Origin of the sequence: Flavobacterium johnsoniae, from assembly GCF_001879205.1 — a bacterium.
Taxonomy (GTDB): domain Bacteria; phylum Bacteroidota; class Bacteroidia; order Flavobacteriales; family Flavobacteriaceae; genus Flavobacterium; species Flavobacterium johnsoniae_A.
The window spans coordinates 530973-548949 of record NZ_MLFK01000005.1; the positions used below are offsets into that span (position 1 = coordinate 530973).

General features: G+C 33.6%; 16 protein-coding genes. 7 read left to right on the forward strand and 9 right to left on the reverse strand.

Annotated features, from left to right (window positions below):
• Window positions 1-30: 30 nt before the first annotated feature.
• Window positions 31-384: a hypothetical protein gene (locus BKM63_RS07550; RefSeq protein ID WP_071636005.1), complete on the reverse strand. Its 354-nt coding sequence runs from the start codon at window positions 382-384 to the stop codon at window positions 31-33.
• Window positions 385-606: 222 nt separating this feature from the next.
• Between BKM63_RS07550 and BKM63_RS07555 the strand changes: the two genes are divergently transcribed.
• Window positions 607-1314, forward strand: coding sequence for a porin family protein (locus BKM63_RS07555; RefSeq protein WP_071636006.1), 708 nt, complete (start codon window positions 607-609; stop codon window positions 1312-1314).
• Here BKM63_RS07555 and BKM63_RS07560 read toward each other — a convergent pair.
• Window positions 1309-1914 carry a hypothetical protein gene (locus BKM63_RS07560; RefSeq protein ID WP_071636007.1) on the reverse strand — a complete coding sequence of 202 codons (606 nt, stop codon included), beginning with the start codon at window positions 1912-1914 and terminating at the stop codon, window positions 1309-1311. The genes BKM63_RS07555 and BKM63_RS07560 overlap by 6 nt on opposite strands.
• Before the next feature lie 428 nt (window positions 1915-2342).
• On the opposite strand from BKM63_RS07560, the gene BKM63_RS07570 reads away from it, so the two are divergent.
• From BKM63_RS07570 to BKM63_RS07585, 4 genes are all read left to right on the forward strand, one after another.
• Window positions 2343-4811 carry a bifunctional UDP-N-acetylmuramoyl-tripeptide:D-alanyl-D-alanine ligase/alanine racemase gene (locus tag BKM63_RS07570; RefSeq protein WP_071636009.1) on the forward strand — a complete coding sequence of 823 codons (2469 nt, stop codon included), beginning with the start codon at window positions 2343-2345 and terminating at the stop codon, window positions 4809-4811.
• A gap of 69 nt (window positions 4812-4880) precedes the next feature.
• Window positions 4881-5264 carry a large conductance mechanosensitive channel protein MscL gene (mscL, locus tag BKM63_RS07575; protein WP_071636010.1) on the forward strand — a complete coding sequence of 128 codons (384 nt, stop codon included), beginning with the start codon at window positions 4881-4883 and terminating at the stop codon, window positions 5262-5264.
• A gap of 175 nt (window positions 5265-5439) precedes the next feature.
• Window positions 5440-6429 carry an aspartate-semialdehyde dehydrogenase gene (locus BKM63_RS07580; protein WP_071636011.1) on the forward strand — a complete coding sequence of 330 codons (990 nt, stop codon included), beginning with the start codon at window positions 5440-5442 and terminating at the stop codon, window positions 6427-6429.
• Between the two features lie 121 nt (window positions 6430-6550).
• On the forward strand, window positions 6551-7054 hold the full coding sequence (locus tag BKM63_RS07585; protein WP_071636012.1) for an SMI1/KNR4 family protein: 504 nt from the start codon (window positions 6551-6553) through the stop codon (window positions 7052-7054).
• Window positions 7055-7146: 92 nt separating this feature from the next.
• On the opposite strand, the gene BKM63_RS07590 is transcribed toward BKM63_RS07585, so the two are convergent.
• The 4 genes from BKM63_RS07590 to BKM63_RS07605 form a co-directional block, all read right to left on the reverse strand.
• Window positions 7147-7464 (reverse strand): 2Fe-2S iron-sulfur cluster-binding protein, encoded by a 318-nt coding sequence (locus BKM63_RS07590; protein WP_026982672.1) that lies wholly within the window; start codon window positions 7462-7464, stop codon window positions 7147-7149.
• A gap of 61 nt (window positions 7465-7525) precedes the next feature.
• Complete coding sequence (locus tag BKM63_RS07595; RefSeq protein WP_071636013.1) at window positions 7526-8005, reverse strand: hypothetical protein; 480 nt, start codon at window positions 8003-8005, stop codon at window positions 7526-7528.
• A gap of 216 nt (window positions 8006-8221) precedes the next feature.
• Entirely contained in the window at window positions 8222-8461 is a 240-nt protein-coding gene (locus tag BKM63_RS07600; RefSeq protein WP_026727037.1) for a NifU family protein, read from the reverse strand.
• A 102-nt stretch (window positions 8462-8563) separates the two neighbouring features.
• On the reverse strand, window positions 8564-9694 hold the full coding sequence (locus BKM63_RS07605) for an Mrp/NBP35 family ATP-binding protein (RefSeq protein WP_071636014.1): 1131 nt from the start codon (window positions 9692-9694) through the stop codon (window positions 8564-8566).
• Window positions 9695-10116: 422 nt separating this feature from the next.
• Here BKM63_RS07605 and BKM63_RS07610 point away from each other — a divergent pair, with 422 nt between their 5' ends.
• Window positions 10117-11733 (forward strand): L,D-transpeptidase family protein, encoded by a 1617-nt coding sequence (locus tag BKM63_RS07610; protein ID WP_071636316.1) that lies wholly within the window; start codon window positions 10117-10119, stop codon window positions 11731-11733.
• A 63-nt stretch (window positions 11734-11796) separates the two neighbouring features.
• Here the strand turns inward: BKM63_RS07610 and BKM63_RS07615 are convergent, their stop codons facing one another.
• The 3 genes from BKM63_RS07615 to BKM63_RS07625 all read right to left on the reverse strand — a co-directional run bounded on the left by BKM63_RS07615 (window position 11797) and on the right by BKM63_RS07625 (window position 16419).
• A complete protein-coding gene (locus tag BKM63_RS07615) occupies window positions 11797-14223 on the reverse strand; it encodes an ABC transporter permease (RefSeq protein ID WP_071636317.1) in 2427 nt (808 codons plus the stop codon).
• A gap of 129 nt (window positions 14224-14352) precedes the next feature.
• Window positions 14353-15060, reverse strand: a complete 708-nt coding sequence (locus tag BKM63_RS07620; RefSeq protein WP_071636015.1) for an ABC transporter ATP-binding protein — start codon at window positions 15058-15060, stop codon at window positions 14353-14355.
• 120 nt (window positions 15061-15180) lie between these two features.
• The gene (locus BKM63_RS07625; protein WP_071636016.1) at window positions 15181-16419 is read right to left on the reverse strand and encodes an efflux RND transporter periplasmic adaptor subunit; all 1239 of its coding nucleotides are present in this window, start codon (window positions 16417-16419) and stop codon (window positions 15181-15183) included.
• Between the two features lie 157 nt (window positions 16420-16576).
• Here BKM63_RS07625 and BKM63_RS07630 point away from each other — a divergent pair, with 157 nt between their 5' ends.
• Window positions 16577-17932, forward strand: a complete 1356-nt coding sequence (locus BKM63_RS07630) for a sigma-54-dependent transcriptional regulator (RefSeq protein WP_071636017.1) — start codon at window positions 16577-16579, stop codon at window positions 17930-17932.
• Window positions 17933-17977: the final 45 nt, after the last annotated feature.

Here is a 17977-nt window from a genome sequence, read left to right on the forward strand (position 1 = left end):
AAAGGTAAAAATATTTCGATGGTTCGAAATTTAAGAAACTATAGAAGCAGGAGGACCGCGTAATAAATACGAAGTGGTTGAAATGGAAAAGATCTTTTCAGACAGTGGAAAGAAATAAGGAATTTCGCTGCTGAAAGAATGAAATTGAAAAGAAAAACTATCAGGAACAATAAAACTTTCAAAAGCAGAATTACAAACATAACAAAGATCATAATTGTGATGCTGATGTGTTATTTCGCCATTTGGATCATTATAATCGTGATGACATTGTTTTTCTGAAAGCTGTTTTACAATATGCTCATAACTGTGTATCGACTGAAACAATATTGAGAACAATACTGTTACAGCAAATGAGAAACTTAATATGAGCTGCTTTTTCTTCATGCACGACAAAGGTATAAAAGATCACCCAAATACAAATTCATTTTTTGATTTCTGCTGCATATTCTTTGAAAAAACTTCAGCGAATGCTATTATTTGTAATCAAAAAAAGAATAATTACTTTCTAATCACGTCCTGAACTAGCATTATATTATATTTGTAAGTAAAATAAATTGATCCAGTCAACCGTTTGTTTTATAAACCCGTTTTAAATTCAAAAAATATATGCGATTACTTTTTAGCTGTTTGTTTCTAGTTTCGTTTTTTAATGCTTTTTCGCAAGAAGATGTAAAGGCAGAAGTGAAACCTATAGTTAAAATAGATTCGTTGTATAGAGAAGATCAGTTTTATTTTTCTGTAACCTATAATATGTTTACAGATATACCGCAGCAATTTAAGCAGAATAAATTTTCTCTTGGTTTGTCGGGTGGTTTTTTGCGCGATATGCCGGTCAATAAATCAAGAACGGTTTCAATAGCTGCAGGTTTAGGATTAAGTTATCAGAATTATTATCAGAACCTTACCATTTCAAAAGACGGAGCAGGTGCTGTAATTTACAATGTAAACAGTTATGGCGAGTTTGTTTCTAATCGCTACAGACAATATTCTGTTGATCTTCCGATAGAATTTAGATGGCGAAATTCTACTTATGAAAGTACGAAGTTCTGGAGAATTTATGCCGGAGTCAAACTAAGTTATGTATTCTCGAATACATCAATTTTAGACGACGGCGAAAATACATACAGGATCAATAACAACGATGCTATTAATAAATTTCAATACGGACCTTATCTTTCTACTGGTTATAATACCTGGAATCTCTATTTGTATTATGGCTTAAGCCCTTTGTTTAAAGACGGTACTACAACTTTAACCGGAGAAAAAGTTACCATGAAAACACTTAATGCCGGCTTGATTTTTTATATTTTATAACCACAAATACAAGAACAATAACTGTGGTAAAACACCAATAACTAAACCAATCAGTAATTCTTTTGGTGTGTGGGCGTCCATTTCTAATCTTGATGAAGTGACAATTCCCGACAATAAAATTAAAAGCGCACCCCAATACGGATTGTGCAGCTGTAAATGAATATTTAACCCAATTGCAAATATTGTAAACCCGCTTATTGCTGCTACATGCAGGCTCGCTTTGATTTTAAAAAGAGACAAAACCAAAGCTAAAATGGTGGTAAATAAGGCACCCAGAAAAAAGAAGTGAAGTTCTGGATATCGCATTATCACAATACTTCTTTTAACTAATAAAATATATAAGAAACATTGGAGCACAAGAGGAATAAGGCGTTGTGAAGTTTCTGGAAGCATCATCGATTTTACGTGTCCTGTAGAACGGAGCAGCATAAAAAACAATACCGGAACGATAATCGTAATAACCAATATTTGAAATAAAACAAAGTATTTTTCCTGCGTTGTAAAAATATCATCTTTACAATACAAGTAAAATAATGTAGCATACATCGATATAAAAATCGGATGGAGTATATAGGAGAATAGTGGAAGTATCTTTTTCAAAATGCTTTATTTTTGTGGTATTGAACAAATATAATAATGTTTTCTGCCATGAATCGCACCAATTTTCACAAATTATTGTTTAATTTTTTGCGGCAGATTTCAGGATTTAAAGATTTATGTGGTTTAGTTTTTTTACCACAGATTAAAGGATTAAAAGATTTAGGTTTTTATTTGCCACGAATTGTACGAATTATTATTTCAAGATTTAGTGATTTTATAATTATTGGAAATCTTTTGATCTGTGGCGATAAATTTAACATGCAGTAAATAAATTAATTCGTGCAATTCGTGGCAAGCCCTTTTAAAAAAATCATTAAAATCTCTTAATCTGTGGCTATAAATTAAGCATGCAACAAATAAATAATTATTGAAAATTTGGCAAATTCATGGCAAACCTTTTTTTAAATTTGACAAAAAGAAATTTCTAAATGAGCATAAATTTAAAAAGCCTTATCCCCGTTTTTAACGCCCAATGGATAGGCTCAGATACTGATATTTTTGTTGATCACATTTCGATCGACAGCCGTTCTTTACAAAACGGATCCAAAACATTGTTTATTGCCCTTTCAGGAGTCAATAACGACGCTCATTTGTACATCCCGGAACTGATAGAAAAAGGCGTTCAAAATTTCGTTGTGCAGTATATTCCCGAAAATGTAAAAGATAAAGCCAATTTTTTCGTCGTAAAAAATACGCTGAAAGCACTTCAGGAATTGGCCGGTTATTATCGTCAATTATTCGATTTTCCTATAATTGGGTTAACTGGAAGCAACGGAAAAACTATCGTAAAAGAATGGCTTAATTTTCTGTTAAGCCCGGATTATAACATTATCCGAAGTCCGAAAAGCTATAACTCGCAGGTTGGCGTACCGCTTTCTGTAATCGCTATAAACGAAAAACACAATCTAGGGATTTTCGAAGCCGGAATTTCAACGGTTAATGAAATGGTTAATCTGGAGAAAATCATAAAACCTACGATTGGAGTACTTACTAATATTGGAAGTGCGCACGACGAAGGATTTTTGAATTTAGTGCAGAAGATTGACGAAAAATTACTTCTGTTTAAGGACTGCCCAATCATTATCTATCAAAAAAATGAAGTTGTAGATTCGTGTTTAACTCAGTTTGCAGCCGAATATATGATGCATCCGAGAAAACTTTTTTCATGGAGTTTTACAGATGACAGCGCCGATGTTTTTATTCTGAAAAAAGAAACTAAAAACGATTCAACTCAAATTAAATATCAATATAAAAACGAAGTTTTCGATTTAGAAATTCCGTTCAGCGATTCGGCTTCTATTGAAAATGCCATTTCCTGTTTATTGGTCTTGCTGCATTTTAAATATGATTTTGCAGTTATTCAAAACCGTATGAAAATGCTTTATCCGGTTGAAATGCGTCTGGAAGTTAAAAACGGAATCCATAATTGCAGTTTGATCGACGATAGTTACAGCTCCGATTTTCAATCGCTGAAAATTGCTTTGGACTTTCTGGAAAGCCAGAAAAAGAATGCTTCCAAAGCCGTCATCCTTTCAGATATTTTTCAAAGCGGCTTTTCAAACGAAGAATTATATTCAAAGGTAGCCCAGTTAATTTCCGATAATAAAATAAACCGTGTAATTGGAATAGGAACTACGATTTCGTCTTTTGCTGCTAAATTCCCAAACAGTACCATGTTTCAAAATACTGCTGAATTTATAGCGGCAATCGAAGATTTGAATTTCCATAATGAAACGATTTTGATAAAAGGCGCAAGATCATTTCAGTTTGAAGAAATTGTTTCGATGCTTGAAGAAAAAACACACGAAACAGTTCTCGAAATCAATCTGGATGCAATCAGTCACAATTTAAATTATTTCAAATCAAAACTTGCCGAAGATGTAAAAATCATGGTGATGGTGAAAGCTTTTGGTTACGGAAACGGCGGACTCGAAATTGCAAAATTACTCGAACACAACAAAGTAAATTATTTAGGTGTGGCTTTCGCCGATGAAGGAATTTTACTTAAAAACGGAGGCATTAAACTGCCAATTATGGTTTTGAATCCGGAATCGACGAGTTTTCCTTCGATAATTCAATATAAATTAGAACCGGAAATTTACAGTATAAAAGGATTAAATGCTTTTTTGAAAATTGCAAGGGAAAAGAATTTGAAAGATTTCCCAATTCATATAAAAATAGATACAGGAATGCATCGTTTGGGTTTTGAAGACAATACGATTGATGAATTGATTGCAACTTTAAAAGGAAATTCAACTGTTCGTGTTCAAAGTGTTTTATCGCATTTGGCAACAAGCGACGAGCCAAAACATTTTGAATTTGTAGAAAAACAAATCAGTTTATTTGACAGATTATCTTCAAAATTAATCGCAGAATTAAACATAAACCCAATTCGTCACATTTTAAATACTTCCGGAATCAGTAATTTTCCGGATGCGCAATTTAATATGGTCCGTTTAGGAATCGGATTATATGGCGTTTCTAACGATTCATCAGAACAAAAGTACCTGGAGAATGTGGGAACTTTAAAATCGATTATTTCTCAGGTTCGTACTATTCCGGCTGGAGACAGTGTAGGTTACGGACGACGTTTTATGGCTGAAAAGGAAACCAAAATTGCGACAATCCCAATAGGTTATGCCGATGGAATTTCGAGACTTTGGGGGAATCAGGTTGGTTTTGTGACCATTAAAAATCAAAAAGCCTATATCCTAGGAAGCGTGTGTATGGATATGTTAATGGTAGATGTAAGTCATATAGACTGCAAAGAAGGCGATTCGGTAATTATTTTCGGCGAAAGCCCAACTGTTATTGAAATGGCTGAAGCATTGAAAACCATTCCGTATGAAATAATGACAAGCATTTCGCAGCGAGTAAAAAGGGTATTTTTTAGATAGTTTTAGGAAACTTTCAGGAAAATTCCGTATTTTCGATATTCAATTATTATAAATATAAACAAATCAGATATGGGATTTTTTTCAGAATTTAAGGCATTTGCAATGAAAGGCAACGTAGTTGATCTTGCTGTTGCAGTAATTATTGGAGCTGCTTTTGGTAAAATTGTGAGCTCATTTATCGAAGATGTAATTACGCCCTTGGTATTAAAACCTGCTTTAGATGCAGCTAATTTGTCAAAAATAGAAGATTTAACAGCTTTTGGCGGCGTTAAGTATGGTATGTTTCTTTCGGCAGTAATTAACTTTATTATTGTGGCTTTTGTTTTGTTTTTGATAATTAAAGGAATAAACAGTCTTAAAAAGAAAGAAGAACCAGCTCCAAATCAACCTGCAGCACCAACTCAGGAAGAATTGCTTACTCAAATTAGAGATTTATTGAAAAATAAACAATAATACAATATACCGCTGCACTAAGTCTAACTTAACCGCTTCTTGATTGGAGCGGTTTTTTTGTGTTTTGTTTGAATTATAACATTTTGTTATTTTTTGTGAAGCACATTGTTTTGTTTTTTATTATAGCTACTTTTGTAACTCAAATTAGATTAATTGATATTATAAAAATATAAAAATGAGAATAGCGGTTGTAGGCGCTACCGGAATGGTGGGCGAAGTAATGCTTAAAGTTTTAGCGGAAAGAAATTTTTCTGTTACAGAATTAATTCCTGTTGCATCTGAAAGATCAGTAGGAAAAGAAATTGAATATAAAGGAACAAAATATAAAGTTGTTGGTTTACAGACTGCAGTAGATATGAAAGCAGATATTGCTGTTTTCTCTGCGGGAGGAGATACTTCATTAGAATGGGCTCCAAAATTTGCTGCTGCCGGAACAACCGTTATTGATAACTCGTCGGCATGGAGAATGGACCCGAGTAAAAAATTAGTGGTTCCGGAAATCAATGCTTCTGTATTAACAAAAGAAGATAAAATTATTGCAAACCCAAACTGCTCAACTATTCAAATGGTATTGGCTTTGGCTCCTTTGCATAGAAAATACAATATCAAAAGAATTATTGTTTCTACTTACCAATCGATCACAGGTACGGGCGTAAAAGCGGTAAAACAATTAGAGAACGAATACGCAGGAATTCAAGGTGATATGGCTTACAAATATCCAATTCACAGAAATGCAATTCCACACTGTGATAGTTTTGAAGAAAACGGATACACTAAAGAAGAAATGAAATTAGTTCGCGAAACTCAAAAAATCCTTGGTGATAATACTATTAGAGTTACTGCTACTGCAGTTCGTGTACCAGTCGTAGGCGGACACAGTGAAGCGGTAAACGTTGAGTTTACAAATGATTTTGATGTAAGCGAAGTTCGTGAAATTCTGCATAACACTGATGGAGTAGTGGTGCAGGATAATTTAGATACCTTTACCTACCCAATGCCATTATATGCAGAAGGTAAAAATGATGTTTTTGTTGGAAGAATTCGTCGTGACGAAAGCCAGCCAAATACATTAAATATGTGGATTGTTGCTGATAACTTGAGAAAAGGAGCTGCAACAAACACGATTCAAATCGCTGAATACTTAATTCAGGCAGGTTTGGTATAAATCTGAAAGATTAAAGAAAATTGTTATAAAGAGAAAACCGTAATTGCAGCAATGTAATTACGGTTTTTTTGTGAAAAAATATTTTTATTAATTGGTAACTTAGCAGTTAAAATTAGATTTTATGAATTTCGATAACTACAAAATAATCCCAAATTACCAGACTAATAAAACGGATTTATTTACAGCCGATGAAGCAGAGATTCTAGCCTGCGAAAAAACATTAAATGTTCTTTTTGATGAAGATTATAAAGAGTACGTTTTACAATACGGAAGCGGAATTTTGGGCGGTACTTATGTAAGGATGTTCCTTCCTGAAACTATAATATTAACTCTCGAAGAATGGAGAAAACGCATTACAGAATATTGGTTTTGGGATGAAGGAAAAGATGTTTTAACAAAAGAAGAAGTGCTTAAATCCATTAGAATTGGAGATACTTTTGACGGAGATGAAATCATTCTGCTAAACAATCAATATTACATTCTGCCGAGATACAGCGAAATGATTTATAAAGCCGGAAATACACTTGAAGAAACCATTACCTGGTTATGTTCGTCCGGAATTTTGACAGAAGCCTTTTCAGAAAGAGAATTTGAGCCTTTTGACCCAACAGGTCTGTCGTTGTAATTCTAAATAAAAAATCCAAATTACAATAGTATTTTGTGTCCTATTGTAATTTGGAATTTTATCCCCGAAGCTTCGGGATTGAAATTTTTATTTTAGTATTCAGGGGCCAGTTCTAATTCCAGTCCTTCTAATTCTGTAGTAATTGGTATCTGACAACCTAAACGGCTGTTAGATTTAACGTAAAATGCTTCCGAAAGCATGGCTTCTTCTTCATCTCCCATTTCAGGTAATGCAACATCGTTAAGAACATAACACTGGCAGGAAGCGCACATTGCCATTCCTCCGCAGGTTCCTTCCACAGGAAGTTCGTATGCTTTGCATAACTCCATTATATTCATTGCCATATCAGTTGGAGCCTGCAATTCGTGTATAACTCCTTCTCGATCTTTAATCTTTATTAATACATCCATTTTTAATTATTGGAATTTTATTGCTCAGGATTTTATAACGTGAAAAAATCCTTTATTAATATTAGCTTGTTGGTTTTGTGCTAAACGCGTACTCTCTTCTGTTTCCTTCTTTAAGACGCATTTTTACACCTAGAACATTATCATCTTTTTCAAGAATTGTAACGATTGCAATTACAGAGTAATAATCTTTATCAGACTGAAAAATCAATGTTCCTTCATAAGTTGTATTCAAAACGCCTTGTTTATCTGTTGTTGCAGATACTTTTCTTGGATTTGAAAATGCTGCTGAACTGTATGTGGCTTTGTTTGAAAATTTGCCTTTTCCTTCGACAAAATCATACAGAAAGTCATAATTTCCAATTCTCAGGCTGCCTGGCTGCTCGTTTGGATTGATTGAAAATACAATTCGTCCTGCATATGAAAAATCAGTCCATTCTTCTGATTCGTTTACCCAAGCCCTGTCAGCAATAACCGTTTTACTTTGAGCATAATTTACAGTCACAAAAAACAATAATAAAAATAGAGTGTAAAGCTTTTTCATAGATTTCAGATTTAGGGTTATGTTACAAATTTAAGTTAAAAATGTAACAATTACTTAACTGAAACTCTTAAATCTTTGCATTGTTTTTTACTAAATCCTCAATAAGACGCTTAAAAAAGGCTTTTCGGTTGAGTTTTTAGCAAAACAATCACTTAAAGGTTTATTATTCTTGTTAATTTGACGAGATGGAAATCAGCCTAAATGTAACGCATTTTGTTACATAATATTAACCACAGTTTCAATTTGCGGCGCATATTTTTTTATAGTTGTTTCAACTCCTGCTTTAAGTGTCATTTGATTTACACTACAGCTGATACATGCTCCTTCAAGACGAACTTTAACATGCTTGTCTTCGTCTATAGATATTAGCGTAATGTCTCCGCCATCGGATTTTAAAAATGGCCTAATCTCATCTAAAGCCAATAAAACATTATTTGTTAATTCTTCTGTTGTCATAATATTTGTCAATTAGAAAATTAGTCAATTAGAAAATGTTATAATTGCCTGTTTGTTATAAACAATTATTTAATTTTCCAATTATCTTATTATCTCATTAAGTTAATTTTTCTTTACTGCAGAGCAGCCTGCCATAGTAGTAATTTTGATAGCTTCAGTAGCCGGAAGACTTTCGTTTCTGTTTACAACTTCCTGAACTACATTTCGTGTAATTTCTTCAAAAACTTTTTCGATTGGCGATGCAGTCTGTAAAGCGGCCGGGCGTCCGTAATCTCCTGCTTCACGAATCGACTGTACAATTGGAACTTCTCCTAAAAACGGAACATTTAAATCTTCTGCAAGATTTTTTGCTCCTTCCTGGCCAAAAATATAATATTTGTTATCAGGTAATTCTTCTGGTGTAAAGTAAGCCATGTTTTCGATAATTCCTAAAACAGGAACATTGATATTATCCTGCATAAACATCGAAACCCCTTTTTTGGCATCTGCAAGAGCAACAGCCTGTGGCGTACTCACTACAACAGCTCCGGTAATTGGAAGCGACTGCATGATAGAAAGGTGAATGTCTCCGGTTCCTGGAGGTAAATCCAGAAGCATGAAATCTAATTCTCCCCAATCTGCATCAAAAATCATTTGGTTTAATGCTTTTGCCGCCATTGGTCCTCTCCAGATTACAGCCTGACTTGGTGCTGTAAAAAATCCAATAGAAAGCATTTTGATTTCGTAACTTTCAATTGGTTTCATTTTTGATTTTCCGTCAACGGTAATAGAAACCGGTTTTTCGTTTTCAACATCAAACATAATCGGCATCGAAGGACCGTAGATATCAGCATCTAAAACTCCAACTTTGAAGCCCATTTTTGCAAGTGTTACGGCAATGTTGGCAGTAACAGTTGATTTTCCAACTCCTCCTTTTCCAGAAGCAACGGCAATGATATTTTTAATTCCCGGAATAGCACGGCCTTTAATTTCGGCTTTTTCAGGAGTTTCTACTTTAATATTTACTTTAATTTTAGCATCGGCAGATATTAATTCGTGAATTGTTTTTTTAATATCATCTTCAGCTCTTTTTTTGATATGCATGGCTGGCGTGTGTAATACTAAATCAACTACAACTTCATCGCCAAAAGTAAGTACGTTAGCAACCGCACCGCTTTCAACCATATTTTTTCCTTCTCCGGCAATAGTGATTGTTTCTAATGCTTTAAGAATTTCTTTTCTATCTAATTTCATTTTATTGCGCTATTATATATGGGAAAGAAATCGATTTAAAATATCTATGTTAATTTAAACTGATTTCAGACTGCAAAGATAACAGATTAAGTTCGGATTCAAACCCTTTTGAATTGTATTTATTGATATTGAGATTGGTCAAAATGATGAAAATTGATTTTTTGGCAGCATTAAAATCAGAGCCGCATGTTTGGAAACCTTATTTTTCAAAAGTTTACTTTCATTTCTAATCTGTAAAAATTCGTATGAAATTTACGTCAATAATTACAAAAATGTCAATTATCTTAACTAAATTTGGTTACCCTAAATCGAAGAATTCCAAATAATACAAAAAAGCATGAAAACTTATTTTTGGAGCTTCTTTATGAGTTTTCGTTATTTTTTAAAATGATTTTTTGTTTAAAAATTTAAACCTTGAAAATATGCGAAATTTTACTTCCCTTGCTTTAACGATTGCTTGTAGTTTTTTAATGTTTTCTTTTAATTCGACAGGCAATAACACAAAATTGAATAAGACTTTAGAGCTTGAAAACGTTTTTAAACTCAAAGATAAATTTGTATTAGGAAAAATCGATGCGACATCAATAAACAGCTTTTTTAAAAAATATCCCAAACTAAGTAAATATCAAAAAGATGTGGAAGAGCTTTATAAAAAGAAAGATTACAGCATGCTCTGGTATGATGATAAAAGTGTGAGCGAATTTGGCTCATTATTGTATCATAAAGTCAATCTTTTAAGTGAGCAGGGAATCAAAGCCGAAATGCCCTATATGGATTTGGTTGATGATGTTTTTAATGAAAACGTTTCTAATAAATTACCGCAGATAGATACCGAGCTTTTGTTATCTAATATGTATGTTTTTTATGCGAGTAATGTATATTCGGGTGTTGATCCGCAGACATTGAAAAAGATTGGATGGTTTCTTCCAACCAAAACAATTTCGTATGATAGGATTTTAGATTCATTAATGGGAGATCCAAACCGATTAAATAAAGATGAAGATCTGTTATTCAGCCAATATTATAAACTTCAGGATGTTTTAAAAAGATATCGAAATATTGAGAAAAAGGGCCTTTGGAAAAAAATCCAGATTGATGAAGCAAATTTTAAAGAATTAAAACCTTTAGACAGCGGAAAAGTTATCCAGCAAATTAGAGAACGTTTGTTTGTTGTGGGCGATTTAAAAGAAGATTCTAAGAGTCAATATTATGATCAGGAGATGATGGATGCTGTTCTAAAATATAAAAAAAGATACGGACTTAAATTGAATTATGCTTTTACGAAAGAACAAATAGATCAGATGAATGAGCCAATTAGCAGCAGAATTCGAACTATTATGCTAAATATGGAACGCTGTCGATGGATTCCTGCAAAACTTGAGAAAGCAAATGAGTATGTTATGGTTAACATTCCGTCTTTTAGATTGGTGTATGTAAAAAATGGAAAATATGATTTGGTTTCGGATGTTTTTGTGGGCACAAGAATGACCGAGACGGTAATTTTCAGCGGTAATATTGATCGAATCGTTTTTAGCCCGTATTGGTATGTTCCGGCGAGTATCATTAAAAATGAATTAAAATTAAAAATGGCCGAAGATAAAAACTATCTCGCAGATCATAATATGGAATGGAACGGAGGAAATGTGCGGCAAAAACCGGGTCCGCAAAACTCTTTAGGCCTGGTTAAATTTATGTTTCCAAATCCTAATGATATTTATCTGCACGATACGCCGGCAAAAAGTTTGTTTGATTTTGAAAAACGCATCTTCAGCCACGGTTGTATTAACGTAAAAGAAGCTAAGCAGCTGGCATTGGAAATATTAAAAGACAATCCAGACTGGCCGGTAGATAAAATTAATGATGCCATGAGCGGTGAAAAAGAAACAACTTGCATGTTGAAAAATAAAATTCCAATTTACATAGGGTACTTTACTGCCTGGGTAAACGATGATGGCGAAATTGGTTTTTATCCGGATGTTTACGATCGAGATAAGAGTTTGGATAAACTGCTTTATTCTGATTCTGTTGCGCAAAAATAAAAACATAAAAATCCCCGCTGGAGAAATGAATCTGGCGGGGATTTTTAAAAATGGCCTACAAGTTTATTCGTATTTTAAATATTTTAAAATATCTATTTTAGTTACCTGATATGCTTTTGCTAAAACAATCAGTAAAGTAAGAACTAAAAGCAAAACAAGTGCAATGCTGAATGGAAAAGGAGAAACATCGATCCTGAAAGCAAAATTCTCCAGCCATTTTCTTAATAGAATATACGCAGGAATAATCCCGATTATAAATCCCATTAAACAAAACAGTACATATTGTTTTGATAATTCTTTCAGCAAAACATCCGTTTCTGCACCAAGTGTTTTTCTAATTGCAATTTCTTTCAGCCTTCTCTCCATCGAAAATGATGCCAAAGCAAACAATCCAAAAACTGCAATGATGATTACGACTAAATTTAGGATGAAAAACAAGTTTTTTTGTTTTACCTGCTCTTCATAAGTTTTAGCAAATCCTTTATTAACAAATTCATAGTCAAAAGGATAGTCGGGATTTACATTGGTCTCCCAATAGGTTTTTAACTTCGCCAGAGTTTCGCTTAAATTATTCGGAGAAACTTTTGCATAAACATTCTGGAAGTTATTCCATTTTAAAGTTTTAGTGTTTATAAAAACCATTGGAGGTACTTTATTTTGTAATCCTGTAATATGAAAATCCTTTACAACCCCAACGATCTTAAACTTTAAGTTCCCTTTTTCATTTCCCCAGCCTGAGTTTATTACAGTGTTTATAGGGTTTTTGAGCCCTAAGTCTTTAACTAAGGTTTCATTAACAAGCCAGTTATCGATTGTGTCCGAAGCAAATTTTGGAGATAGATTTCGACCCTGAACGATTTTAATTTTCATCATTTCTAAAAAGCCAAAATCCATTTCAACATTACGAGGCTGTACAAAAACACCGTTATGGGTAAAACCGGAACTCGAATTAGTGCTGTATCCAAACGTACCGGCAAAAGTAGAAACTTCCTGAACTCCAGCTATTTTAAGGATTTCCTGTTTTGTAGTTTCGTATTTCTGGCCTTTTTTGTCATAATCTTTATAGATAAAAGGAATTCTAATTACCTGATCCCCTTTAAAACCAAGATCTTTATTCATCATGAAATCAACCTGAGAATTTACAATTAAAGCGCCAATAATGAAAAAGGCAGCAATACCAAATTGAAAAATAAGCATCGAATTTCGAATCCAGATACCGCTTTTACTTCTTGAAAAATTACCTTTTAGAACTTTTAGGGTTTCAAAATTTGAGATATAAATAGCAGGAAAAATACCAGCAAGAATGATAACTAATCCAAAAATCAAAAGAAGCTGCAGGTAAAATTCGCCGCCATTCATAGTCAAAGTCTTTCTTAAAAAAGTGTTGTAATATGGTAATGAAAGCTCAACAATTGCCAGTGCAAACAAAATTGAAAGCGTAACAATTATAGCCGTTTCAAATATAAATTGTGTAATAATTTGTTTTTTTGAAGCGCCAACTACTTTACGAACACCTACTTCTTTAGCGCGTTTTATGGCAGAAGCAGTAGCCAGATTAATGTAGTTTACCAATGACAAAACTAAAATCAAAATGGATAAACCACCCATGATGTAAAGAAGCTGTAAATTCCCGCTTCCTTCCGGAGAAGCTGATCCAGAAGTTTTTGTACCGTGCAGATGAAGTGTTTTTAACTGATCCAGTATAATTTTGATTTCACCGTTTTCTTTGATGTAGTCCGCAACACTTTTACCACTCTCTTTGGCATCTTTTAAAGTTCTGTTTACATAATTAACATGATGCATTTTCTTTAAAACAGTATTAACGTCAACGCCTCTTTTGGTTTTAATCATTAAGCCGTAACTGAAATTTCCCCATTGATTAAGGTCGTTTTCGCGTATGATATTGCCAAATACATAATTAGGTTCAACAGAAGAAGGTTTTATGATACGATAAACAGATTTTACGATATAAGCGTCGTCGTCATAAGTAATCGTTTTGCCAATAGGGTCTTCGTCGTTAAAAAGCAGTTTAGCCTGATCTTCAGAAATAGCCACACTGTTTTTTTCTTTTAAGATATCTTTTTTGGCGCCCTTTATTATTGGGAAAGGGTAAAAATCAAAAAAGTTGCTGTCTGTTTTTGTGATCTTTTTATCAATTATTTTTTTATTCTGATATTTTATTACCCCCTCTGCATACCAATCGTTCATAAAGCAAATCTGCTCAATTTCAGGAATGGTAGCCTTACAAGTCTGTCCAAACGGAATTGAACTTGTAGACCATACATCTCCGGTTGATCCTATTCCGTTCATAACCTGATACACATTTTCTTTCTCCGGGTTCCATTGATCGTAAGCGTGTTCGTTATTCCAGTATAAGATGGCAAAAATCACACCGGCAATCCCGATGCTTAATCCTAAAACATTTAAAAGCGAAAACAGTTTGTTTTGCCTTAAATGATAAATAAATATTTTAAACCAGTTAAAAATCATGGTGAATAATTTTATAGTTGCGTTATTGTTTTTGGCGTTAGAAAACTCCTTAAAGAAGTGTAAAAATTGTGCAAACAAACCCCACCAGAGCTAAGATTGCGGTAATAATAAAATTTATCATTTTTAGAATTATTTAGCGTCCATAAAAACATCAACATTTCGTTGATTTAATTTTTCAGAAAATATAACTCCGTCTTTCATATGAATGGTTCTTTGCGAAAAAGAAGCATCATAGTCAGAGTGGGTAACCATCAAAATTGTAGCGCCTTTCGCGTGTAAATCAGTTAAAAGTTCCATTACTTCATTACCATTTTTACTGTCCAGATTTCCTGTCGGCTCATCGGCTAAAATGATTTTTGGGTCATTTACCAAGGCTCTTGCAACGGCCACCCTTTGCTGCTGTCCTCCCGAAAGCTGCTGCGGAAAATGTCTCAATCGGTGCGAAATATTTAGTTTCTCGGCAATGGCTTCTATTTTTTGTTTTCTTTCAGATGCTTTTACGTTGTTGTAAAGCAATGGCAGTTCTATATTATCATAAACTGAAAGCTCATCTATAAGGTTAAAATTCTGAAAAATGAATCCGATATTTTCCTTACGAACCTGCGCTCTTCCTTTCTCCTTTAGCCCAATCATTTCCTGATCCAGCAATTTGTAGCTTCCGCTGTCTGCGCTGTCCAAAAGACCAATAATATTTAACAAAGTCGATTTCCCGCAGCCCGAAGGTCCCATGATGGTCAGGAAATCCCCTTTTTTAATTTCCAGATTAATACCGCTCAAAGCCGCAGTTTCTACTTCTTCGGTTCTAAATACTTTGGTTAAATTTTGTATCGTTATCATACTTTTAAAGATTAGTTAATTAATTACGTTTTTTGATTGATGATTGATGTTTTTATATTTTGTGTAAACTGTAAACTGTAAACTGTGAAATGTAAACTGTGAAATGTAAACTGTGACTGATTACTGAATATTAAGCTCTTCGATATCCTTATAATCTGAGTAAGAGGAAATAATTACAGATTCGCCTTCTTTTAATCCTTCCAGAACTTCATAATACGAAGGGTTTTCTCTTCCTAATTTTATGTTTCTCTTTTCGGCTTTATTTCCTTTTACAACAAAGATCCATTTTCCTGCAGTTTCCTGATTAAAGCTTCCTTTTTGCAGTACCAGGATTTTATTTTTTTCAGATAAAATAAGCTTAACACCAAAACTTAAACCGTCTTGTAAAGCGATATTTTCTTTAGATACAAAAGCCAGTTCTACAATAAAATGCCCATTTTTTACTTCCGGAATTACCTTTGTTACAATAACTTCAAGTGTTTTTCCTTTAAATTCTACCTGACCTTTTAAACCTTCACGAATTTTCTCCAAATAAAACTCGTCAACATTCGCGGATAATTTATAACCTTGTTTTGAATCGATTTTCCCGATGCTTTCTCCGGCCTGAAACGTTTTTCCTAAAACAGGTTCAAAAGAAGTTAGTCGTCCGGTTTCCGGGGCTGTAATCAAAAAATTCTTTTTGTTATTTCTTAAAATATCCAGACTTTTTTCCATGGTTTGAATCGAACGGTTAATTTGAGCAATCTGAATTTGATTGGTTTGTTTTTCTTTTTGAATGCTTTGCTGAATTGTTTTTCTTCGTTCTTCCTGAAAACGTAAACTTTCTTTAAAAGTATTCCAGTCGTTTTTAGAAATCACATCTTTCGCAAACAATTTTGCGTTAACATCGTATAACCTTTTAGCGTCATTATAATCATGGTCGATTAAAACAAAATCTTTGGTTAGGTTCAACTCCTGATTTCTAATGTTTAATTTTCCGGTATTCAAATTATTAATCTGCTCAATAATCGCTGTTTCCTGCGTTAAGTAATTCAGTTCGGTATTTGGGTTGTACAAACGAGCCAGCGATTGGCCTTTTGTAACCGTTGCGCCGTTTTCAACAAAAATCTCTTTTACAGATCCTCCTTCCGTAACATTTACAAGCATTACGTTGAGTGGTTCTACTTTTGCCTGAAAAACAACAAAATCTTCAAAAAAAGCTTTTTCAACTTTTTGAACCGAGAGTTCGTCTGCTTTTACATTTAAACTTCTTTTAGAACTAAAAGAAAAAAAGATGATTACAGCCAAAACTAAAAAAACTCCAATTGCTATTGTGAGATATCTAAATTTTCTATTTTTACGAGGAATTACCTTGTCCATTTTTTAAATAATTTACTGATAACCAATAGGTAAATACTGTGCCACAAAATTTATTTTTTATAAAGTATTGATTTTAAAGAGGCTCTAAAAACCATTAAAAAAACAGGTGTTCGATAATGAACAGTTGATCGTTCAAAATCGGACAAAAAAACACAGCATGAGAAAAAAACAAGCCCAAATATTAGTTGTTGATGACCAGGAAGAAATTCTTTTTTCGGCCAAAATGATTCTCAAAAAACATTTTGAAACGATTTTTACGACAAATAGCCCCAAAAAAATCATTTCAATTTTGAATGAAAATGAAATAAATGTGGTTTTGTTAGACATGAATTACCGAATTGGTTTTGAAGACGGGCGAGAAGGAATTCACTGGCTGAAAGAAATTAAAACACTCTCACCGCATACTGTTGTAATTTTAATGACCGCTTTTGGAAAAATTGACACAGCGGTTGAAGGCATAAAAATTGGCGCTTTTGATTATGTTTTAAAACCCTGGCACAACGAAAAACTATTGGAAACAATTGATAAGGCTGTCGCCGAAAGCAGAAAAAACAGCAAAAAAACAATTGAAGAAAAAAAAGAAAAACGATATTTCGTTGGGACTTCTCCAAAAATAAAACAAGCCTATTCTATTGCTGAAAAAGTAGCCCGAACAGATGCCAATGTATTGATTTTGGGTGAAAATGGTACGGGAAAGTATGTTTTTGCTGAATTTATTCATCAAAATTCAGAGCGAAAAAACGAATCTTTTGTGCATGTCGACTTAGGATCTTTAAGTGATAATTTATTCGAAAGTGAATTATTTGGTTATGCCAAAGGTGCTTTTACCGATGCCAAAACCGATACAGCCGGAAGATTTGAAATGGCACAAAACGGAACCATATTTCTGGATGAAATTGGGAATATTCCGCTTCATTTACAATCAAAATTATTGCACGTTCTGCAAACTAAAACGGTTACCCGTTTAGGCGAGAGCAAAGCAAGACCGTTGAATGTGAGAATAATTTCGGCAACCAATAATGATATTAAGGCCGAGGTGAAAAGTAAAACTTTTAGAGAGGACCTGCTCTATAGAATTAATACGATGGAAATAAACCTGCCATCGCTTCGGGAACGAAAAGAAGACATTGTTCCCATGGCCAATTTTATTTTAGACAATATTGCCGAAAAATACAGTCATGGTCCCGAAGTTTCGAGATGGCGTTTTGACGAAAACGCGGCGCCGTATTTAGAACGATATCCATGGAAAGGCAATGTTCGTGAAATGGAAAATAAAATTGAACGTGCTTTGATTTTGGCTGATAATAACACTATTTCTGTAACCGATTTGGATATTTTGGATTTTGAGGAAATTCAGGAAAACGATGATAATCCGTTATCTGAAATGGAAAAAACAGCCATCGAAAAAGCACTTTTTAAACATCACGGAAACATTTCTAAAACCGCCGAAGAGTTAGGTTTATCAAGAGCTGCTTTGTATAGAAGAATTGAAAAATACGATTTGAAGAATTAAAAAGAAAGAAGCAAGAGGTAAGAATCAAGATTTTTATTAAAAGAA

Bases quoted from the DNA above. Each gene is read 5' to 3' on its own strand.
- BKM63_RS07550 (WP_071636005.1), bottom strand. From the start codon at position 384: ATGAAGAAAAAGCAGCTCATATTAAGTTTCTCATTTGCTGTAACAGTA.
- BKM63_RS07555 (WP_071636006.1), top strand. From the start codon at position 607: ATGCGATTACTTTTTAGCTGTTTGTTTCTAGTTTCGTTTTTTAATGCT.
- BKM63_RS07570 (WP_071636009.1), top strand. From the start codon at position 2,343: ATGAGCATAAATTTAAAAAGCCTTATCCCCGTTTTTAACGCCCAATGG.
- mscL (WP_071636010.1), top strand. From the start codon at position 4,881: ATGGGATTTTTTTCAGAATTTAAGGCATTTGCAATGAAAGGCAACGTA.
- BKM63_RS07580 (WP_071636011.1), top strand. From the start codon at position 5,440: ATGAGAATAGCGGTTGTAGGCGCTACCGGAATGGTGGGCGAAGTAATG.
- BKM63_RS07585 (WP_071636012.1), top strand. From the start codon at position 6,551: ATGAATTTCGATAACTACAAAATAATCCCAAATTACCAGACTAATAAA.
- BKM63_RS07590 (WP_026982672.1), bottom strand. From the start codon at position 7,464: ATGGATGTATTAATAAAGATTAAAGATCGAGAAGGAGTTATACACGAA.
- BKM63_RS07595 (WP_071636013.1), bottom strand. From the start codon at position 8,005: ATGAAAAAGCTTTACACTCTATTTTTATTATTGTTTTTTGTGACTGTA.
- BKM63_RS07600 (WP_026727037.1), bottom strand. From the start codon at position 8,461: ATGACAACAGAAGAATTAACAAATAATGTTTTATTGGCTTTAGATGAG.
- BKM63_RS07605 (WP_071636014.1), bottom strand. From the start codon at position 9,694: ATGAAATTAGATAGAAAAGAAATTCTTAAAGCATTAGAAACAATCACT.
- BKM63_RS07610 (WP_071636316.1), top strand. From the start codon at position 10,117: ATGCGAAATTTTACTTCCCTTGCTTTAACGATTGCTTGTAGTTTTTTA.
- BKM63_RS07615 (WP_071636317.1), bottom strand. From the start codon at position 14,223: ATGATTTTTAACTGGTTTAAAATATTTATTTATCATTTAAGGCAAAAC.
- BKM63_RS07620 (WP_071636015.1), bottom strand. From the start codon at position 15,060: ATGATAACGATACAAAATTTAACCAAAGTATTTAGAACCGAAGAAGTA.
- BKM63_RS07625 (WP_071636016.1), bottom strand. From the start codon at position 16,419: ATGGACAAGGTAATTCCTCGTAAAAATAGAAAATTTAGATATCTCACA.
- BKM63_RS07630 (WP_071636017.1), top strand. From the start codon at position 16,577: ATGAGAAAAAAACAAGCCCAAATATTAGTTGTTGATGACCAGGAAGAA.